Origin of the sequence: Alteromonas lipotrueae (assembly GCF_019249215.1) — a bacterium.
Taxonomy (GTDB): Bacteria; Pseudomonadota; Gammaproteobacteria; order Enterobacterales; family Alteromonadaceae; genus Alteromonas; species Alteromonas lipotrueae.
In genome coordinates this window covers 1-18,306 of the sequence record NZ_JAESDI010000025.1, presented here as the reverse complement: position 1 = coordinate 18,306, position 18,306 = coordinate 1, and the positions used below count along the sequence as shown (strand labels likewise).

13 protein-coding genes are annotated in these 18,306 nt (G+C 44.4%); 4 read left to right on the top strand and 9 right to left on the bottom strand.

Annotation, left to right across the window (positions count from 1 at the left end; translation table 11 throughout):
• Window positions 1-145 precede the first annotated feature (145 nt).
• Both JKP82_RS19985 and JKP82_RS19980 read right to left on the bottom strand, forming a co-directional pair.
• Complete coding sequence (locus JKP82_RS19985) at window positions 146-1,381, bottom strand: SO_0444 family Cu/Zn efflux transporter (protein WP_218398462.1); 1,236 nt, start codon at window positions 1,379-1,381, stop codon at window positions 146-148.
• A 335-nt stretch (window positions 1,382-1,716) separates the two neighbouring features.
• Entirely contained in the window at window positions 1,717-3,405 is a 1,689-nt protein-coding gene (locus JKP82_RS19980; protein ID WP_159533628.1) for a carbon starvation CstA family protein, read from the bottom strand.
• A gap of 337 nt (window positions 3,406-3,742) precedes the next feature.
• Here JKP82_RS19980 and JKP82_RS19975 point away from each other — a divergent pair, with 337 nt between their 5' ends.
• Both JKP82_RS19975 and JKP82_RS19970 read left to right on the top strand, forming a co-directional pair.
• Window positions 3,743-4,261, top strand: coding sequence for a PepSY domain-containing protein (locus tag JKP82_RS19975; RefSeq protein WP_218398460.1), 519 nt, complete (start codon window positions 3,743-3,745; stop codon window positions 4,259-4,261).
• A gap of 238 nt (window positions 4,262-4,499) precedes the next feature.
• Window positions 4,500-6,068, top strand: a complete 1,569-nt coding sequence (locus JKP82_RS19970; protein ID WP_218398458.1) for a sodium:solute symporter family transporter — start codon at window positions 4,500-4,502, stop codon at window positions 6,066-6,068.
• Between the two features lie 45 nt (window positions 6,069-6,113).
• On the opposite strand, the gene JKP82_RS19965 is transcribed toward JKP82_RS19970, so the two are convergent.
• The 7 genes from JKP82_RS19965 to JKP82_RS19935 form a co-directional block, all read right to left on the bottom strand.
• The gene (locus JKP82_RS19965; RefSeq protein WP_218398456.1) at window positions 6,114-7,253 is read right to left on the bottom strand and encodes an alpha/beta hydrolase fold domain-containing protein; all 1,140 of its coding nucleotides are present in this window, start codon (window positions 7,251-7,253) and stop codon (window positions 6,114-6,116) included.
• A 119-nt stretch (window positions 7,254-7,372) separates the two neighbouring features.
• Entirely contained in the window at window positions 7,373-8,557 is a 1,185-nt protein-coding gene (locus tag JKP82_RS19960; protein WP_218398454.1) for a hydroxymethylglutaryl-CoA reductase, read from the bottom strand.
• A 220-nt stretch (window positions 8,558-8,777) separates the two neighbouring features.
• Window positions 8,778-10,358 carry an NADPH cytochrome P450 oxidoreductase family protein gene (locus tag JKP82_RS19955; RefSeq protein WP_218398452.1) on the bottom strand — a complete coding sequence of 527 codons (1,581 nt, stop codon included), beginning with the start codon at window positions 10,356-10,358 and terminating at the stop codon, window positions 8,778-8,780.
• Window positions 10,359-10,392: 34 nt separating this feature from the next.
• Window positions 10,393-11,226, bottom strand: a complete 834-nt coding sequence (locus JKP82_RS19950; protein WP_218398450.1) for a DUF4198 domain-containing protein — start codon at window positions 11,224-11,226, stop codon at window positions 10,393-10,395.
• Window positions 11,227-11,242: 16 nt separating this feature from the next.
• Window positions 11,243-11,776, bottom strand: a complete 534-nt coding sequence (locus JKP82_RS19945; protein WP_159533643.1) for a DUF2271 domain-containing protein — start codon at window positions 11,774-11,776, stop codon at window positions 11,243-11,245.
• A 36-nt stretch (window positions 11,777-11,812) separates the two neighbouring features.
• Window positions 11,813-12,412, bottom strand: coding sequence for a PepSY-associated TM helix domain-containing protein (locus JKP82_RS19940; RefSeq protein WP_218398448.1), 600 nt, complete (start codon window positions 12,410-12,412; stop codon window positions 11,813-11,815).
• Window positions 12,413-12,867: 455 nt separating this feature from the next.
• Window positions 12,868-15,786: a TonB-dependent receptor domain-containing protein gene (locus tag JKP82_RS19935; protein ID WP_159533647.1), complete on the bottom strand. Its 2,919-nt coding sequence runs from the start codon at window positions 15,784-15,786 to the stop codon at window positions 12,868-12,870.
• 467 nt (window positions 15,787-16,253) lie between these two features.
• Between JKP82_RS19935 and JKP82_RS19930 the strand changes: the two genes are divergently transcribed.
• Together JKP82_RS19930 and JKP82_RS19925 are read left to right on the top strand one after the other, a co-directional pair.
• On the top strand, window positions 16,254-17,342 hold the full coding sequence (locus tag JKP82_RS19930) for a sensor histidine kinase (RefSeq protein ID WP_159533649.1): 1,089 nt from the start codon (window positions 16,254-16,256) through the stop codon (window positions 17,340-17,342).
• Window positions 17,335-18,090: a LytR/AlgR family response regulator transcription factor gene (locus tag JKP82_RS19925; RefSeq protein WP_218398446.1), complete on the top strand. Its 756-nt coding sequence runs from the start codon at window positions 17,335-17,337 to the stop codon at window positions 18,088-18,090. Before JKP82_RS19930 ends, JKP82_RS19925 begins: the two co-directional genes overlap by 8 nt.
• Window positions 18,091-18,306: the final 216 nt, after the last annotated feature.

Here is an 18,306-nt window from a genome sequence, read left to right as displayed (position 1 = left end):
TAATCGGAGTATGAAGCAAACGACCATTATGCAAGCCTTAACGGGACTTACAAGGGCACAAGTGAATTAATTACGAATACCGAACAATTTACTTAAAATATAGGTAAATATGAGCGGAAGTTACTCAATAATCTTGAGCTTTATCTTAGCCGCAACAGTCTTGGTGGCTATCTTCACGCTGCGCTACTCTGGCGCTAACTTTTTTAACGCCTAATCGAGCCATTAGTGCAGCAAGTAGAATGGCGCACGCCGCATAGAGCGCTTGAATGTTAGCGCCATGACTATGCAGTTGGCTTTCCATGTGAATTAGGCCTTCTAACGACAATGCTGACACTCCGTAATTAAGCAAATAGCCAAACCCAATACTGGCAGAAATAACGCTAAACAAATATAAACAAAGGGTTCTAAAACCCATTTCTTGCTTAATCATGCCCATGGTAGAAACATTAGTAGCCGGCCCCGCCATGAGAAATACCAACACCGCACCGGGTGATAATCCGGCAGCTAAAAAGCCCACCGCGAGCGGCGTAGATGCCGTAGCACAAATATACATTGGAATACCAATGACGGCCATGACTAACATCGCGATAACCCCATCGCCCCATTGAGTGAGAAAATCCGTTGGCACCCAAGTTTTAATGGCCGCGGCTAAAGCTAGGCCCACAAGTAGCCATACCACAATATCTTCTAGCAACTTACCCGAGGCATAACGAAGCACCTGGGTGAGTTTATTCGCTTGTTTTACTGATTTACCCTGAATAGCTGGCGTGTCGTCGCAACAACTTGTGGTTGGCTTTTCACTGGCACAACAACTAGTTTGTACTTTATCCAGCGATGCGGCTTCTTCTTGCTCTGGAGCTATAGAGGCTTCACTTGAACAGCAAGATACACTGCCCGCGTGTTTATGAGGGTGCTGATGAGAGCTCTTAAGAGAGTGAGCATCTGAATGCTCTGCTTTCTGACGCTTAGCGTCATCAAACCATCTCACCATAAGACCGGCATAGATTGCGCTAGCAATAGCGGCTATTGGTCTAACAATGGCGAACAGGGGGCCTAGTAATGCGTAAGAAACAGAGACACTGTCTACCCCTGTTTCAGGCGTAGAAACTAAAAATGAAATTGTCGATGGTTTAGACGCGCCACTTCTACGCAGCCCTATGGCCGCAGGGATAACGCCGCAAGAACACAAAGGCAATGGAGCACCTATTACTGCGGCTTTGGTGATAGAGGCTGTAGAGCTGCTTCCCATATGACGTTCTAAAAAGCTAACCGGCACCAATTCGTGCATAATCCCCGCCACCAGCAGGCCAAGTAACAGCCACGGAGCAGACTCCATAAATAGGCTGATAAAATTTTGCACTAATAGCATTAGGTCAGTCATACCACTCCAAACGAACCGCGTTGAACATTTATATTTTTCACTTGCTGATTTGCTTTGCTGACTTGCTATCCGACTTCCGACTTCCGACTTCCAGCTTCCAGCTTCCAGCTTAATGTACCAATTTACTTGGCGGTAAATTTACCAAATCAGGCGAATGCGTATGATAGCAAATTTACGCGCCTACCGTGAATGAACGATAAGTAATCCACCTCATCGAATAACCCGATTGCCTACAAAAAAGCCGACGCAGAGAATAACGCTCTACGTCGGCTTTGTATAAAGCTAGCACTCAACAATGTTGTGATAGCCGCTAGCCACTATTTTTACCGCTGTTGCTATTCCTTCTCGCCCACTTCGTCTTGATGTCCGCTACGAAGTTTAGCCACAACAGACCATGCTTCGAGCATCACCAACACAGACACCACTAGCACCACAGCATCTAGGAAAACTAATAGGTAATTTTCAGCAAGATAATACTCTTTAAGCTTTATTAGCCCAGCAAAGAAAGCCATGACCAAAACGAATACCATGGGTATTAATGTGTAACGGGCTGGTCTTCCCATCTTAATCAGCATGACTGAAATAACCAACAAGGTAAGACTAGCCAGTATTTGGTTTGTAGAGCCAAACAGCGGCCAAATGATCATACCGCCACCGCCTGATGAACCACCTGCGCCGAACGCTAGCAGTAAGCAACAAGCAACCGCTAAGAAAGTGGCTACCACACCATTTTTAAGTGCTGACAATTTATAAATATCGCCCCACTCTTGAATAATGTAACGCTGAAGACGAACACCAGAGTCCATGGTTGTGCCCGCGAACAGCACGACCATTACCGCCAGTATGGTTGATGAAAAGGCTTCGGGCAGCCCCCATCCTTGATGGATAAGCGCCGCGCCGCCGCTAATAAACGCACCTACGCTACCTGCACCTAAGTGACTGTAGACTTCATGCCATTCTTCTGGAGAGGCCGCAAATGCCACACCACTAACCGCAACAATGGTAATCAATGCCAAAGAACCTTCGCCAATCGCCCCTAAATAACCGACAAAGCGTGCATCAGTTTCTTTATCTAACTGCTTAGAGCTGGTGCCTGAGGCCACAATACCGTGGAAACCTGAGACTGCACCGCAGGCAATCGTAACGAACAATAAGGGAATTAAGCTGGGAGAGTCCATGGCCGTCTGTGTATTAAAGGCAGGCGCGGTAATGTCTGGCATAGCAAAGAAGACCGCACCATAAAGTAGGAATAAGCCAACCAACAGCTGCATACCGTTAATAAAGTCTCGGGGTTGAAGTAACATCCACACTGGCAATAACGAAGCGATGGCAGCGTAAATAAATAAGATAATAATCCAGTTCGCTTTGTCAGCTAAACCAAACATGGTTTCTGGCAAGCTAATAGGAATGTAGCTACCGGCATAAACCGAGGCATAAAGCACCACGATACCCACAAGGCAAAGAGGCACTAACCCAAAGTTGCGTTTCAATAACTGACCAATAACAAGGGCCACGGCAATTGCCGTCCAAGCAGGGAAAACCGCATTGGGCTGAGAGACAAACGAGTTTGCTATTACCACACCAAAAACGGCGTTAACCATTAATAGTACGAGAAAGATAACAATCATAAACAATGAACGAGAACGCTTGCCTATAACACTTTCAGACAAAGCTCCCATCGATTTACCCTTGTGACGAGCACTGGCCCACAAGGCCCCCATATCATGCACACCCGCAAACAGTATGGTGCCGAAAATCACCCAAAGTACGGCAGGCACCCAGCCCCAGTACACGGCGATAGCTGGCCCTACAATTGGCGCAGCCCCAGCAACTGACGTAAAGTGATGCCCCCAGAGCACCACTTTATTGGTAGGTACAAAATCTTTACCATCCTGCAGCTCGTGAGCAGGCGTAGTGAAGTTATCGTCTAGTTTAAATATTTTCGTGGCAATAAATTTCGAATAAACGAACCACCCGAGGAGCATGCCCACGATCCCGAGTAATACTATGGCTATTGACTGCATATTATTGTCCTGTGTCGATGTTGCACCGCATTATTCAATTTCTTTTTTAAACGCATATACAACGCTTTTCTGTCGTTAAAAAACGCTTATCTAAACATTAAAACATTATTTACTTTTTGACGTCGCCATATTAGACCAAAGTCTATTGTGGTAGCAGCTTTTTTACACTGCTCGTACCATGCTAGCTTTGTGGCTTCTACCAATCATTTACAACAAAAGTAGCAGGCTTAAAGAAAATAGCTGCTAAATATAGCGTTAATCTTACCTACACCCTTCAAATACCGCTCAGTCTCGTTTATAAAGGCTCATCAATAAATAATTCTATTAATAAGCAGTTATGGCATCACCAAAATTTCATATGGCCGTCCGTAAATATCACCGATGGTTAGGCTTTTTCTTAGCAGGCATAATGGCAATTTATGCTATCAGTGGCGTGTTACTCATTTTTCGCCCCACCGATTTCCTGAAATTCGATAAAACTGAAGTCCGTCAGTTGTCTCTAGACTTGAACGGAAAACAAGTAGCATCAAAAATTAAGGTGAAAGGTTTAAAGGTGGTTGAAGAGAATGCCAGCCAAGTTGTGTTAAATATGGGAACCTATGACAAGGCAGATGGTGTCGCTACTATTACTCGTAAAGACTACCCTCTTGTGTTGGCAAAAATGGTTAAGCTTCACAAGGCGACGAATAACAGCCCATTATTTTGGTTGAACATTAGCTTCGGTGTTGGACTTTTGTTTTTCGTCATCTCTGCATTTTTGATGTTTATGCCTAAGCTGCCTATGTATAAAAATGGGCTTAGAATAGCGGGATTAGGTGCAGTAGTGGCTGTACTTGTGGTGATGTTCGGCTCATAACTTCACGTGTTCGAACCGCCGTGGTGTGGTTCGAACACTTTTTAGCACATGCTTGAACCCTGTGGTAACGTATCTGAATAGTAACGAACTCGTACGCTCACTATCAGGGAAGATTTATGCCGCGCCAGTACAACCTTCTTTTCACTGTAAGCACGCTTGTATTTGGTGCTCTCACTTCAGCTTTACTCGAGTTACAACACACTTCAAATATAGCTGTGCATCTGCTCGGTGAGCGTCTATGAACTTTGTCGATTTCACGGTAGTGGCTATCTACCTCGTGGGTTTGTTAATCATGGGGTTTGTGTTTCGAAAGCAAGTGAGTAAAAAAGATTACTTTCTTGCTAATCGACAGCTGGGCTGGAAGCCACTTTCCCTTTCCATTATGGCCACGCAGCTATCTGCAGTTAGCTTTATTTCGGCCCCTGCTTTTGTGGGGTTAAGAGAAGGTGGCGGTCTTATTTGGTTGTCATACGAGCTTGCGCTTCCCCTTGCCATGCTAGCCCTACTCTATTTTATCTTGCCTACCTTGTATCGCTCAGGCGTAGTCAGCGTCTATGATTTTTTAGAGCAACGCTTTGGCCGCTCTTCTCGGGTGCTCATTAGCGTGGTGTTTCAAATAAGCCGTTCTTTTGCCACCGCCGTCATGATTTATGCGATTTCTATCATCCTGCAAAGCACCATGGGCTTAGCGTTCTGGCAAAGCGTGTTGTTAATTGGGGTTATAACCCTCATTTATTCCCTTCAAGGTGGCATGAAAGCCGTAGTGTATGGTGATGCTGTGCAAATGGTATTAATAGTCGCAGGGGCCTTGGTATGTTTAGGTTTTGGGCTATATCACATAGGCGGGTGGACAAGCTTTCTTGAGCAAGTGCAGCCTGAACGACTCACTACACTAAACACCGCATCTTATGGGTTTGATGGCGAAGGTTTCGGCCTGCTGCCCATGATTTTTGGTGGCATCGTGTTATACGCTTCGTATTACGGCTGCGACCAATCAGAAGCCCAGCGTTCGCTGTCAGCGAGAAGCCTAGGTGATTTAAAGAAAATAATCATGACCGCCAGCTTTTTACGTTTCCCTATCACCCTTATTTACTGTTTTGCAGGCTTAATCATTGGTACATTGGCTCTGACCACCCCTGAATTTTTAGCACAAATTCCTGCCGACCAACCTGATTGGCTGATGCCTATTTTCATTGTTAACTATCTACCAAATGGTATTTTAGGCTTGTTGTTGGTGGCCATTTTAGCTGCAGCTATGTCGTCTTTAAGTTCTGCGGTGAACAGTTTAGCGGCAGTTTCAGTTGAAGATTATTGTCGTGTGGTGGGTAAAACCCTGTCGCCAGAAAGTACCCTTCAGGTTGCTAAGTATGCAGGCATGTTTTGGGGATTGCTCACATTGAGCTTGTCATTCGTCGTAGACGATATTGCCCCTACTATTATTGAGGCCATCAATAAGATTGGCTCTGTATGTTACGGGCCTATTCTTGCGACATTCTTTCTAGGCGTGTGCACAAAACATCTTTCAGCAAAGCAGGTTAATACTGGGCTTATTGCAGGCGTGCTTTTAAACATCTATCTGTGGCTAGCCCAACCAGATGTATTTTGGTTTTGGTGGAACGTGATTGGTTTTTCAACCGCGCTTGGTATTTCACTGGGAGTGTATTGGCTTAGTCACAAAAAGGTTAAACAGCCCTTTATTAACACCCGCCAGGATGTACTCACTAAAACCAATATAGCGGCACTCATTACTTGGTGTGTTGTGCTTATTGGTATTTGTATCGCCTTACCAGTAATGCTTATTCAATAACCGGCTAGGTCGTACATTTAAGTTGTTAACCGTCATTAACGGCGGTTAGTCGCTACTTTTAGTACACACGCTTAGTAGAAATTGCTTAAGCTCTTGGTATACAGAGTGAGATTCTGGGGCTTCATAAGCAACAACGTAATCGGCATGGGATAACCCTTCGAAAACCTCTAACTGAGTGCGTACTTGCACATCACGTAACTTCCGATTCACCCGCACCGTATCACTTAGAAACATATCTCGCGTGCCTGATATTAAAAACGTAGGCGGGAAGCCATCAAAATTGCCATAAAGAGGGGAAATAGAGGAGTGGGTTAAGCTTTCACTTCCAGCATATAGATTAGCCGCTGCTTCCAAAAATCCTTGGTATGTCACCAAAATACGATCAACACCTTCATTGGTATAAAGGGTATCGCCGGTTTTCGTCAAATCAGCCCATGGGGTGCCGGCATACACTGCTGATGGCAACGGTTGTTTGTCAGCAATAAGCGTTTGCACGGCAGCAAGCACTAAGCCTGCTCCTGCAGATGTGCCACCTATAAAAAGGTTCTGTGCGCCATGTTCTGCAGCCACGCTGCTATAAACCGACACTACATCGTTAAGTGCTGCTGGAAATGGCGCATGAGGTGGCATGCTATAATCGATACTAATCACTGTAATACCCACTCTATGGGCAATTAACAAGCTTTCTTCTATGCTGGGCAGCCCGGAAAAAAACACGTAAGCGCCACCGTGTACGTCAATAAATACCTTGTTTTTAAATTCAGGGGCAATTGTCTTTGGCGTAAGTCGCCTGACCGGTACGCCATTAATTTTTTCCAAAGACACATCAACATCAAACTGCTTGCGCATTTTTTTGATTTTCTTTTTTTGCTCCCCATTTCTTGTTTGAATCATTTCACGCCACTGCGCTACAGATTCAGGAGTATTCCTACTGACTTCATCAACCGATGGCATCGGGTATTGGGAAATAGCGCTTTTAAGTTCATCGCTTGCGGCACTTGGCAGCGGTACCGTTTTAGCTGACACTGTTAATGGAGATTCATTTGACATTTTGACTGTATCGGTCTTTTGTTTACTCGCACTGGCCGTATCAGTGTTGTGGTCAGAAGCCCCAGATGTAGAAGACGAAAAGGTCATTGATACCACCAAAATGAAAAAGGCGAAGGAAAAGGTAAGTAGGTTCATGCGTAAAACGCTTTTATATTATCAAGATTGTTATAACCGATAGACTCACCCGTATATTGTTACTTTTCAACAATAATCACTATTATTAATAGTTACGCGAGTGGCTTGCACGAAAAAAGCTATGGGCGATTGCGACCATATTCATCATGACTGGATACCCACTCATCTGCCACTACCGCCGCACCTAACGATAGCTCGCCGCATAATACAGTAGCAGCAATGATCTCAGCCAACTTATTCACGCCACCTTTGCCATAACACCCTAGCGTTTCTAAGCACTCTCGCTGCGTAGCTAACCCAGTACCACCGCCATAAGATGCTACGACGAGTGAAGGGATAGTAATAGAAAAATAATAATCGCCATTCGGGGTAATTTCACTGTAGGTATACCCTGCTGATGATTCGGCTACATTTGCGACATCTTGGCCGCAGGCTATAAACAGTGCAGTAATCCCATTGGCAAAGTGGGCTCCATTACTCACGCTGCCTGCCACAAATGCCCCCATATTAGACAACTGGCGTTGCTTGAATAAGGCGTGCGGCGAGCAATGCATTAATGATTTCATTAAATCAGCAGGAATAGTGGCCTCGGCAACCACACGCTTACCTCGGGTATGTAGGGAATTCACAAAAGAGTGTTTCTTGTCGGTATCTAAATTACCCGATAGGGCAAAGTGTTCAAGCCCAGCTATGTGTTGCGCTTGCATCCATTGGCAAGCATGTCGCGTGGCCTTGCTAACCATGTTCTGCCCTGCCGCATCGCCACAGGTAAAGTTAAAACGTAACCAACGCATTTTTGATACGGCATACTGCTCGATATCACGCAGCTTACCTACCGAAGTCGTTTCTTCTGCTTTGGCTTTAATTAATTCAAAGTTGTCAGTGACCCATTTTCCGAATGCTAGTGCAGCGCGCGCATCTTCAAACACAAATACCGGCGCCCGCTGCATGGCATCATCAATAACCGTAGTTTTAACCCCACCCGATTCAGCAGTTAACCGCATCCCCCTGTTATAACTGGCAACTAGCGTCCCTTCGGTAGTTGCCATTGGAACATAAAACTCCCCGTGAGCATCTACGCCCTCGATGACCAATGGGCCTGCTAACCCAATAGGCACTTGGGCGACACCGGTGAAGTGTTCTATATTGCCCGGCAAAGTATCTGGCTCGATTGAAAATGTACCGACATGATTCATTTCAGCGCCAGTCTTATCTTTCACGAATTGACGCCGAGTTGCCGCCATCTCTGTGCTGTACTCGCTGGAGTTCTGGTCATTGGATTTGCTTCGCGGGATCTTAGCCATAACACTTGCTTGTTAATTTAATGTTAACTCATTATGTTATGCCTTCAGCCTCCATACCAATCAACCCTGTGTATTTTTACTCATAGCTATCCGCAATAGTATTATCTACAACTTCCTAATGCGTTTGTTAAAGACGCAATTGGCTGGCATATTTCGGAGGTAAACTTTTAATAGTTATAAATGCATAGGAGATGTTGACGGTGATAAGCGGATTTTTAGTTTAATAAAGATCTCTGTGATATCGACCTTTATCGACAAGCATACTGTAGTACTGTTTACCAAGTACATCCTGTAAGGCAGCATCAACCCCCTTACCCATTCCTTCAAAATGACCGCACACATAAATTTGCGCGTTGCGACTAGCCTCGGAATTGACACCGCTACTATCATTAACACCTAGGAATACCTTCAAAGCATCAGCTTGTTCTACTATCAAGTGTTGTACATATTGATTTGGTGCAATATTTGGCTCTAAAGAAGGCTTTGAAAAAATCACCGAGCGTTTATGAATACACGATGCATTGTGAAAAGGAGATAGCGCTTTGGGCAAAATGTCATCTTTTTCTGGGCTTCGTTCACCGTAAAAAATCCACACTGGCCCGCCATCTTTAAGCATGGCTCGTTTAGCAAGTTGCGCTCTAACGCCTGCAATACCGCTTCCGGCCGCTATAAGCACTAATGGACACTGCGTATCGGTGATAACCGCATTCGTGTTTTTACGTATTTGCGCATATACGGGCTGGTTCATCGCCAATTTGCTCGTTAAAAAACCAGAGCCATAGCCTAGTTCACCATGCTCTTTTCGTACTTCTCTTACTATCAGCTTCAAGTCATTTTCTTGCGGTGCCGAGGCTATGGTGTACGAACGTCCGACTCGTTTTCTTGGGTGCCCGCTTGAGGGTTCTTTTAAGTGCTCGCTCGAGGGCTCTCTTAAGTTCTCGCTCGAAGGCTCTTTTAAGTTCCGGCTCGAAGGCTCTTTTAAGTTCCGGCTCGAAGGCTCTTTTAAGTTCCGGCTCGAAGGCTCTTTCATAGAAAGGTACCCATGCGCCATGGCAGGGTAAATATCAATGATATCCCCCGCTTCCCAAGCTATTGGCACTTTACCAGCCTCACGGGCTGATGGCGGCTGCTTTAAGGTCATTGCATATAAGCCACGGGTATCGTCTTGATTGAGCTGTTTTCGGTGTTCTAATACCCAAGGTTGCATTTGTTCAGATGGTTCAGTCGTTAAAGAATTAAGATGGACTAAATGTTCACCTTTTCCACTATCTAATGTGGTGAGTGATGTTAATGGCGTACCGCCCAGTAAGCTTACGTTCTCATAAAGAGCCACTGCAAAACGGCAAAACTGTTTGTATTCCCGACTTCCCAAACCGATAACTTCGTATGACAAGTTCGATAAAGGTGTGGCCCCACTCTTTTTGGCTCGCTGCAAAGCGTGATAAAAGCGAGTGCCTGCATCCGGCGGCTCACCCTCACCATAAGTGCTAACTACAAACAGCGCCTTCGATACGTTGCCGAGCATCGCAAGATTTAACGAAGCCATGGAAACCAAAGTAATCATTTCACGCTCAGCCAATGCCGCCGCTTTAGCCCGCGCAATCTTTTCGGCGGTGCCGGTTTGGCTGGCATAAACAATAAGGGTTTGATTTTTACTATCGCGGCTCTTTACATGTGTATTGTCTGTTAGGGGATCGGTGACGGAGCGCTTTTTCCTATTCCTATAAAAAATCACCGCTACCCACAACACATAAAGCGTGATGCTAGATAGTGCAATAAGTAAACGGTGAGTTTCAGTCATGGTACTTTTAAAGTATCTCAGTAAATGCCTAAGCTTATAGCGGTAGCACTTCGAAAGTACCTGAGTAACTTCCCGTTCTTACCGTTGCTGGCTTTTCAGCTTTATCATCTTTATAACCAATCTCGACAAAATACATGCCTGCTTTTGGCCAAGTAACTTCAAACTGACCTTCGTCGTTAGAGGTTACCGAAATCGTTTCTTGGTCATTTCTGTAACGCATACCACCACGAACAACTTCAACTTCTGCACCCACTGCAGGTTCGCCGTCGATAAGCAAAGTAAAGGTAGCGGCTTCTGTAGCAAACAAATCATTCGGGTGAGTTACTGGAATAAGTTCTAAGCCTTCGTTAGTTGGTGTAAATACCTTTTCTGAAGGCTCACCAAGGGTTACAAAGGTTTCCACTCGACGAGAGCCTTGGGTAATACGTAATTCTGATGCCTCTTTCGGTACTGATGAAGCAAACTCTTCAGCTACATAAGCCTCACCACGACCAGGCCACATTTTGCGTTTACCCTCGTCATCTTTCCAAAAGGCACGTATACCCGAACTGAAAGACGTGATCTTAAAAGTCCCTTCCTCTTCCAACTTTACGTCGAAAGTGGTGCGATATTTTCCACGGGTTCTATTTTCAGTCTCAATCGTTTCCCCGTTTGGCGCGGTCACGACTAAGTTGTCAGTATTCATTGCAAAATGATCTGGGTGAAAGATAGTATTTGAGATAGCGGCGTCAAACGTTACATAAGAATCTTCACCTGATAGCACTGTTGAACTTGGCAATATCCATGCGCGGTGAGCGCTGGCAGAAAATGACACGGCTAATATTGCGGTTATTGCCACGATTGATGTAGTAACTGATAATTTTTTCATAATGTCCTCTGAGAGTTTATTCATCTTCCAGACGCAATGAAACGCGCCCAATTTCTGATTTGCCTTCCACCGTAACGGGGAGTATTTCTACTGATAAAGGGAGACTAAATGGAATAGACAATACTTCTCTGCCACCCACTTCACGTGATGCTTCTACACGAAGGGTATAATCTCCGTCACTCAACTGCGCTAAGGCGCTATTAAGTTGAGTATCGATGACGTGCGCACCAGGACCTTTCGTCGCGCTGGTTAAACCGTCGAAAGGTAAATCTAAACTTCTACCACCACGACGCCACCATTGCCTAAGATCTTTAAGCCATTCTTTACCTTCGTGCTCACGCATATCGACGTCATACCACACCGCGACTTGAGTCGATTTACGCTTACTGTTTTCAATCCATACAGCCACGTACGGTTTATGATACTCAGCTACATCTAGCTGAGGTAAGGCTATATCAAGCGTTACTGACTGCGCAGCCATAGAGACTGGCGAGGCTAACATAAGCCCTAGCGCACCAGACGCTATCGCAAGACCATTTCGCACTTTCATCTTTTCACTCCTTTTCAAGTTCACGTCCCAAAACCGCTAATGTACAAATAACAGCAAAATGACAAATGGAATTAATACGCCCAGAACAGTTACAGGCCAAGTTGATACTCTACTGGGTGCATGACGCATAAGTAACTGCAAACCCGTGACACTAAAAATAATGCAGGCAACAGCAAAAATATCGATAAACCAAGGCCACACTACTCCTGTATTTCTACCTTTGTGCAGATCGTTGAAATACGAAATCCATCCCCTATCCACACTCTCAAAAGTGACCATTTTAAGTTCACTATCTACAGCCACCCAACTATCTGTACCCGGACCGGGCCACGACGCATAATATTCAATACCGTCCCATTCACCCACCACCGAAGCAGGGATAGCAACACCATACTTATCAGATACGAAATCCACCAAGACATAAGGAATAACAGCGTCACCCTCTGGCAACGCCACAAAGTCATCTATTACAGATGCAGGCAACGTAGCTTCTATTTCAGTCACTTTTTTATTGGCAGGAATATCTGCAGCGTGATTAAGTGTTATACCCGTTAAGGAAAACAGTAATATGCCGACAAGACACCACGCTCCACTTATCCAATGCCATTGTCTAATACTGCCTAATGAGAAGCGCATAGATGTTTTACTATTCCTTATTCATGGCTATTCAATCGTTCGAGGTGGTTGATAATACAGATTTTACACAGCGACTCAATGCAAATGAGATTTATTCTCAAACTTATTCGATAAGTGGGGCTGACCCATTAGAAAATGCCCAAAGGTGGGAATGTATTGGCGGGCAAAAAATGGGCTGAAGTTTTTCACTTCAGCCCGAAGGTCCAGTTTAACATACATACCTACTTGGTAATGTATTTGCCGAAACTGCATTTCGACGCTGACCAGTGTAAAAGAATCGCAATAGTTAACCAGTGTGTTGTGATAAACCTACCATCTAGTGTGATAAAGGGTATTTTTCGCGAGGTAACCTGCTTTTACGACTTATAAAAATCATAAAAGCCAGCAACATGTGCTGGCTTTTAAAAGTGAATTTAACCTTAGTCAAAAACACTAACTTCCTTTAAAACAAAGTATTAAAACGTAGCACGCACACCTAAATAGAACTCTTGCCCAATAGGGTCGTAAGTACCTGCGTCGGTTTCTGTACCCGTATCGCTACCGGTTACCCCAGATAAAATTTTAGGCGGCTCTTTGTCGAATAAGTTATCAACACCGCCGTATATTTCTATAATATCAGTCAGTTGATAGCTTGCTTGCAGGTCAACGTACGTGACTGCATCGATGCCTACACCGCCAGGCGCGATGTCAAATCCAGCCAAAAACTGATCATCAAAATCCGCGGCGCCAATGTAGGTAAGTCTAGCAACCACGTTCAAATCGTCGTAACGATAACCTAAATTAAAGAACGCTTTGTGCTCTGAGGTTCCTATTTCGCCCACGAACGGATCTTCTGCCGCGCCAGGTAATGGCGTGGTTGCGCCATCTATTAAGTAGGTGTAGGCGAGTCTTGCTGATAAATCACCGCCACCCACATCAGTACTGTAGTTCACCGTAACATCCACACCTTCTAAGGTAACGCCACCACTGTTTGAAACCGCACTATCTATGAACTCGATAGATCCAGCACTATTGTTACCCACTGCAGTTGGACGACGCGTCACAAAATCACAAAAAGATTCATCGCCTCCGCCATAACACTGGTCAAGAATGAATTGCCTAGGTGTCGATACAATAGCGTCTTCAATCTCGATATCGAAGTAATCGACTGTGAAATCAAAATCTTCTAATACTGAGATATTTTCGGGCGTATACACAACACCTACGGTGGTAGATGTACCAACCTCTTCGGTCACACTTTGATTACCTCGATCGAAACCACTGATCCCTTGAATATCAGATTGGTTCAACGTAAAACTGCCATTTTCAGCAATATTAGCAGCCACACCCGTATCGGCTAAACAGCGCGATGACGTATTTGACACACACGGGTCGATTAAGCCAGTCGGAAATGTTTGACTATCAGGTTGGAAAAGCTCGTCGATGTTAGGCGCTCGCGTTGATTGAGCTTGAATAACCCTAAAGCGTATTTGATCGTTTGGCGCATAATTGAAGCCTACATTCCAGCTAGACGTGCTGCCCACCGTAGAATAGTCAGACGCCCGAACGGCAGCTTTAATGTTAAACCCTTCGAACACAGGAATATGTGTTTCCACATAAAACTCTGTCACATCAAATTCACCCTGAGTAGCAGGTATTGCATTCCCAGCATTCAGCCCCGCTTGTTGCAATGCATCAAACTCACTGCGCGAGAACTCTTCTCGATACTCAAAACCAACCGCCACTCCCAAGGGGCCTGCGGGAAGCTGGAACGCTTCACCAGATAAGTTTCCTCCGATGACTTCTTGCGTAACTTCTGTAGACAATAATGCTGGGGCCGAAACATAGGCTGCTGCTTCTGCAGAAATAGAATCGAATCCATAGATATTAATCGGCACACAGCCAAAACTCCGCGCTGTTTCATCTAAGCAAATGGCTTCATCGGTAATACCATCGCCATCAAAATCATCTACATCTGTTATTGCTTCCAATGCATATCGGAAGTTTTGAACATTAACCAGTCCATTCGAAACTTGCGCTTCTTTCGTTTGACCGTACGAGTAGAATACATCGTAGTACCAATCATCGAAAAGCTCGCCATCCATTCCCACCAGTACTCTAAATGTGTCTCGTTGGGCTGTATTTCCACGGTTACCAACGTCTTGTAAACGTTTAGCAAAAAATAAGTCCTTAACACCATCGCCGTTACCATCAACAGCCGAATTAAGTATGGCGTCAGGAACATATGGATTTGCCACCAATTGACCATTCACCAGAAACTCTAAAGGCACAAGCCCATCTGAATAGATGTTGTCAGACGCAAAAGGAAAAGGTTCTAATTCGGTGGTGGTAGAACCGTTCGAGTAAGTCCCCTCAAAAAATAAGGTATGCTCATCATTGAGCTCGTATTTCCCATTTACTGCCATCAAATAGCGCTCAGTTGGGATTGCAATTGTTCTAAACGCAGATCGATTAAACCCATCTGGTCCTATCGTACCATCTCCATTAGTTGAAAAACCTTCTTGAAGATTATTATCAGAATCAAACGTATAGCGGGTGCCGCCGGCATCAAATCGTCCTTGTGGAGGGAACGAAGAAAAGAAAGGCTGAACCGCATCAAAAATAGAATCTGGGTTAGCAACAGGATCATCTTCAAAATAGATTCCAGATAATTGGTCAATTGCAGAGCGCTCCCTATCTCTTGAGAATACCGAGCCTTGATCAGTATAAGAAATATGCGCCATTATACTCGCGCGACCGTCCGAGGACTCGGTTCCCGTGGTCAGTGCAATTTGACGCTCTTCTGCATCACCTTCTGCAGAACGACCAAACTGGGCATTCATTTCTAAGCCTTCAAATTCATCTTTCATCACAAGGTTAACAACCCCTGCAACAGCATCAGAACCGTAAACCGCTGATGCCCCCCCAGTGAGTATTTCGATACGTTCGATAAACTGGGCAGGTATAGTATTTAAATCAACCGCTGAGCTACCAGGCACACCTGATACAAAGCGGCGACCATTAACCAGAACAAGCGTTCTCGCCGTATCCAGATCACGTAGATCGATTGTTGATACCCCGGCACTAGCCGTTGAGAAGTTCGAGTTCGTTCGACTGATAGCAGGTGTACCAAACGCCGGATTTTCGAGTAATAAATCTTGAATATTTGCCACCCCCGACGCTTGAATATCGCTTGCGTCGAGTATTTGCAATGGCGAGGCTGAGGCGAGTTCCGCTGACTTAATTCTTGAGCCTGTAACCGCGATTTTTTCGATGGCTTGCTCTTGTTCAGCAGTGTCTTGCGCCAGTACTTTGATAGGTATTGCTAACGTGCATGCGGTTCCAATAGCTAGGGACATCTTTATCGTATTGGCCAACTTGGTTTTTGTGTACATATTTAGCTCCCTGGGAGACTACCTTTGGTAGTTCATTTTTTGTGTTTTTTCGATAGCACAGCTATCTGAAGTGAACCTAGGGAGAAATACTGTTTTGCGCTACGTGATATACGTAAAGTGCCACTATCGTGTGACAAAAGGCGGAAACAGAGGGACAAATGGAAATTAGATTGTAAACAGGAGCTAAAAAGACAATAAAGTAATATATATCAATTATATAGCATTCCCCCCAACTTATCTAAGATACATTCTTTTACAAAAAACATGAAAATTAACAACAAACGTATTGCATGAATCCCTAAGGCGGTGATTATAATGCACAGCTAATACATTCAAATTTCTCACAAGAAAATGATGCGGTTGACTCCGTAACCGGGCAACTTGACTACTCTTCGCGCCAATTAAAGCAAAAACGTATTTCTGCTAAATACGTTACTAAGCGAAATAATTGTAGAGGCCAAATTGGAATGCAAAAAAATACCCAGGCTCCCCTATTAGGGAGGTATTTTTGGATCGCTTGTATTTGTACATGGTTTGCGCTATTAAGCGTAGTAACCTACGTGCAGTACAATAGTGCTTTGGGAACGGAGTATGCTTTAAGTTGGGGCAAAACTTGGGTACTGTTAAGCCCTTGGTACTTAAATTGGATTTGGTTGACGGCTGCTGTATTTATTCTGACAAGAACACTAGATAAGGACGATGTAAAACCCTTACATCAAATTGTCGGACATCTCATTGGGGGAGCGTTGCTCCTGCTCGCTTATTTCACTGCATCTACTTTTATACGCGGATTATTGGTATCAAGGAGTTGGGACGACAATATTACTTCGCTACAAAAAGTGTTATCTGGTAGTGCGCACATCGATTTACTTATTTACGGTAGTATTCTTTGCATTGCATTTGGCACACGCCTTTATCAAAGAAATCTCAACGCCACCATGGAAATTGGAAGACTTGAAGTTGAATTGGTAGAGGAGCAACTTAAGTCACTTCGCACTCAACTAAACCCCCATTTTTTATTTAACGCATTAAACACAATTTCTAGCTTAGTGCGATTGCAACATCAACAAGAAGCAGTCGTAGCACTGTCTTCATTGAGTGTGATGTTACGTTCCATACTTGGACACAAAGGTGACAAAAACATTAAGGTTAAAGACGAGATAGTATTCATAGAAAACTACCTCGCACTCCAAAAACTACGTTTCGAAGATAAATTGGATATTTCCATACAGGTTTCAGAAGACTGTATGAATTTGAAAATTCCAAACATGTTATTACACCCTTTAGTTGAAAACGCGGTGCAACACGGGGCGCAATCCGATACAAAGAAAAACCCGCTTCAACTTCGTATAACGAAATTGAAAGGCATGTTGCAAATAAACCTATTAAATGCGGTGTGTGAGCAAGACAAGCATCAAGGATACGGGATAGGCATAACCACAACCAAAGAACGCCTTAGCAAAATGTTTGATAACTTTAACCTTGAACAGCGTACGCTTGAAAATGGCATGTTTGAAACTCAACTAGCAATACCGACGGGAGAAATGGATGTTTAATGTACTCGTTGCAGATGATGAAAGACTAGCCAGAGAAACGATTAAATTGCTGCTAGCTAATGCCCCAGGTGTGGGAAATATTTGGGAAGCGAGTGACGGCCGACAAGCTATAGAGCTCGGAAAACTGCATTCACCCGACTTGGTGTTTCTGGATGTCGAAATGCCAATATCAAACGGCATTGAAGTGGCTCGAGAACTTCCGAGCAATAGCATTATTGTCTTTGTTACCGCCTTTAACGATTATGCAGTTACCGCGTTTGAACTTAATGCCATCGATTATATTTTGAAGCCTTTTGATGACGAACGCTTCGAAAAAACACTGAGTAAAGTGAAGCAAAAATTCCTTGAAGGAAGCCGAAGTAATTTCAGCCAGATTGGCGAAGTAATCAAAGAGATTATTGATAATAAAAATAGCTACCGGCAACGATTAGTCATTCGTGATCCAGGTAGAATTCGGCTAGTTGACGTTGACTGCATATTATATATTAATGGAGCCGGAAATTATGCAGAGCTTCACCTCGAAGACGGTAATATCGTTTTGCACCGTGAAACGCTGACCATTCTGGAAGAGCAACTGAATCCAGACGATTTTATTCGCATCCATCGCTCGACTATAGTTAAACGCCACGCTATTTCTGAACTCCGCCCCAATGAAAAAGGGGATTATTCAGTTATTTTAAATTCTGGCGATACACTCACGTTGTCCCGCCGCAACCGCACAAAACTTGAAGAGTTAACTGGTGACTAGCACCATAGAATGAAGGCTTTGTGCACTTCGGAAACTCTCTACAGCATGCGGGCTGTAGCGAAGGCCCCATGGATGGGTTATCCCTACTATTCCAATAGTTTATGCTAGCGTTTACAAGGAAGGAGTATCCCCCATCTACAACCTTCCACAGCATAGATGCGACTGCACAGGCTCCATTGATGGATTCACGCCGCATTTCTGATGGGATTAATCACT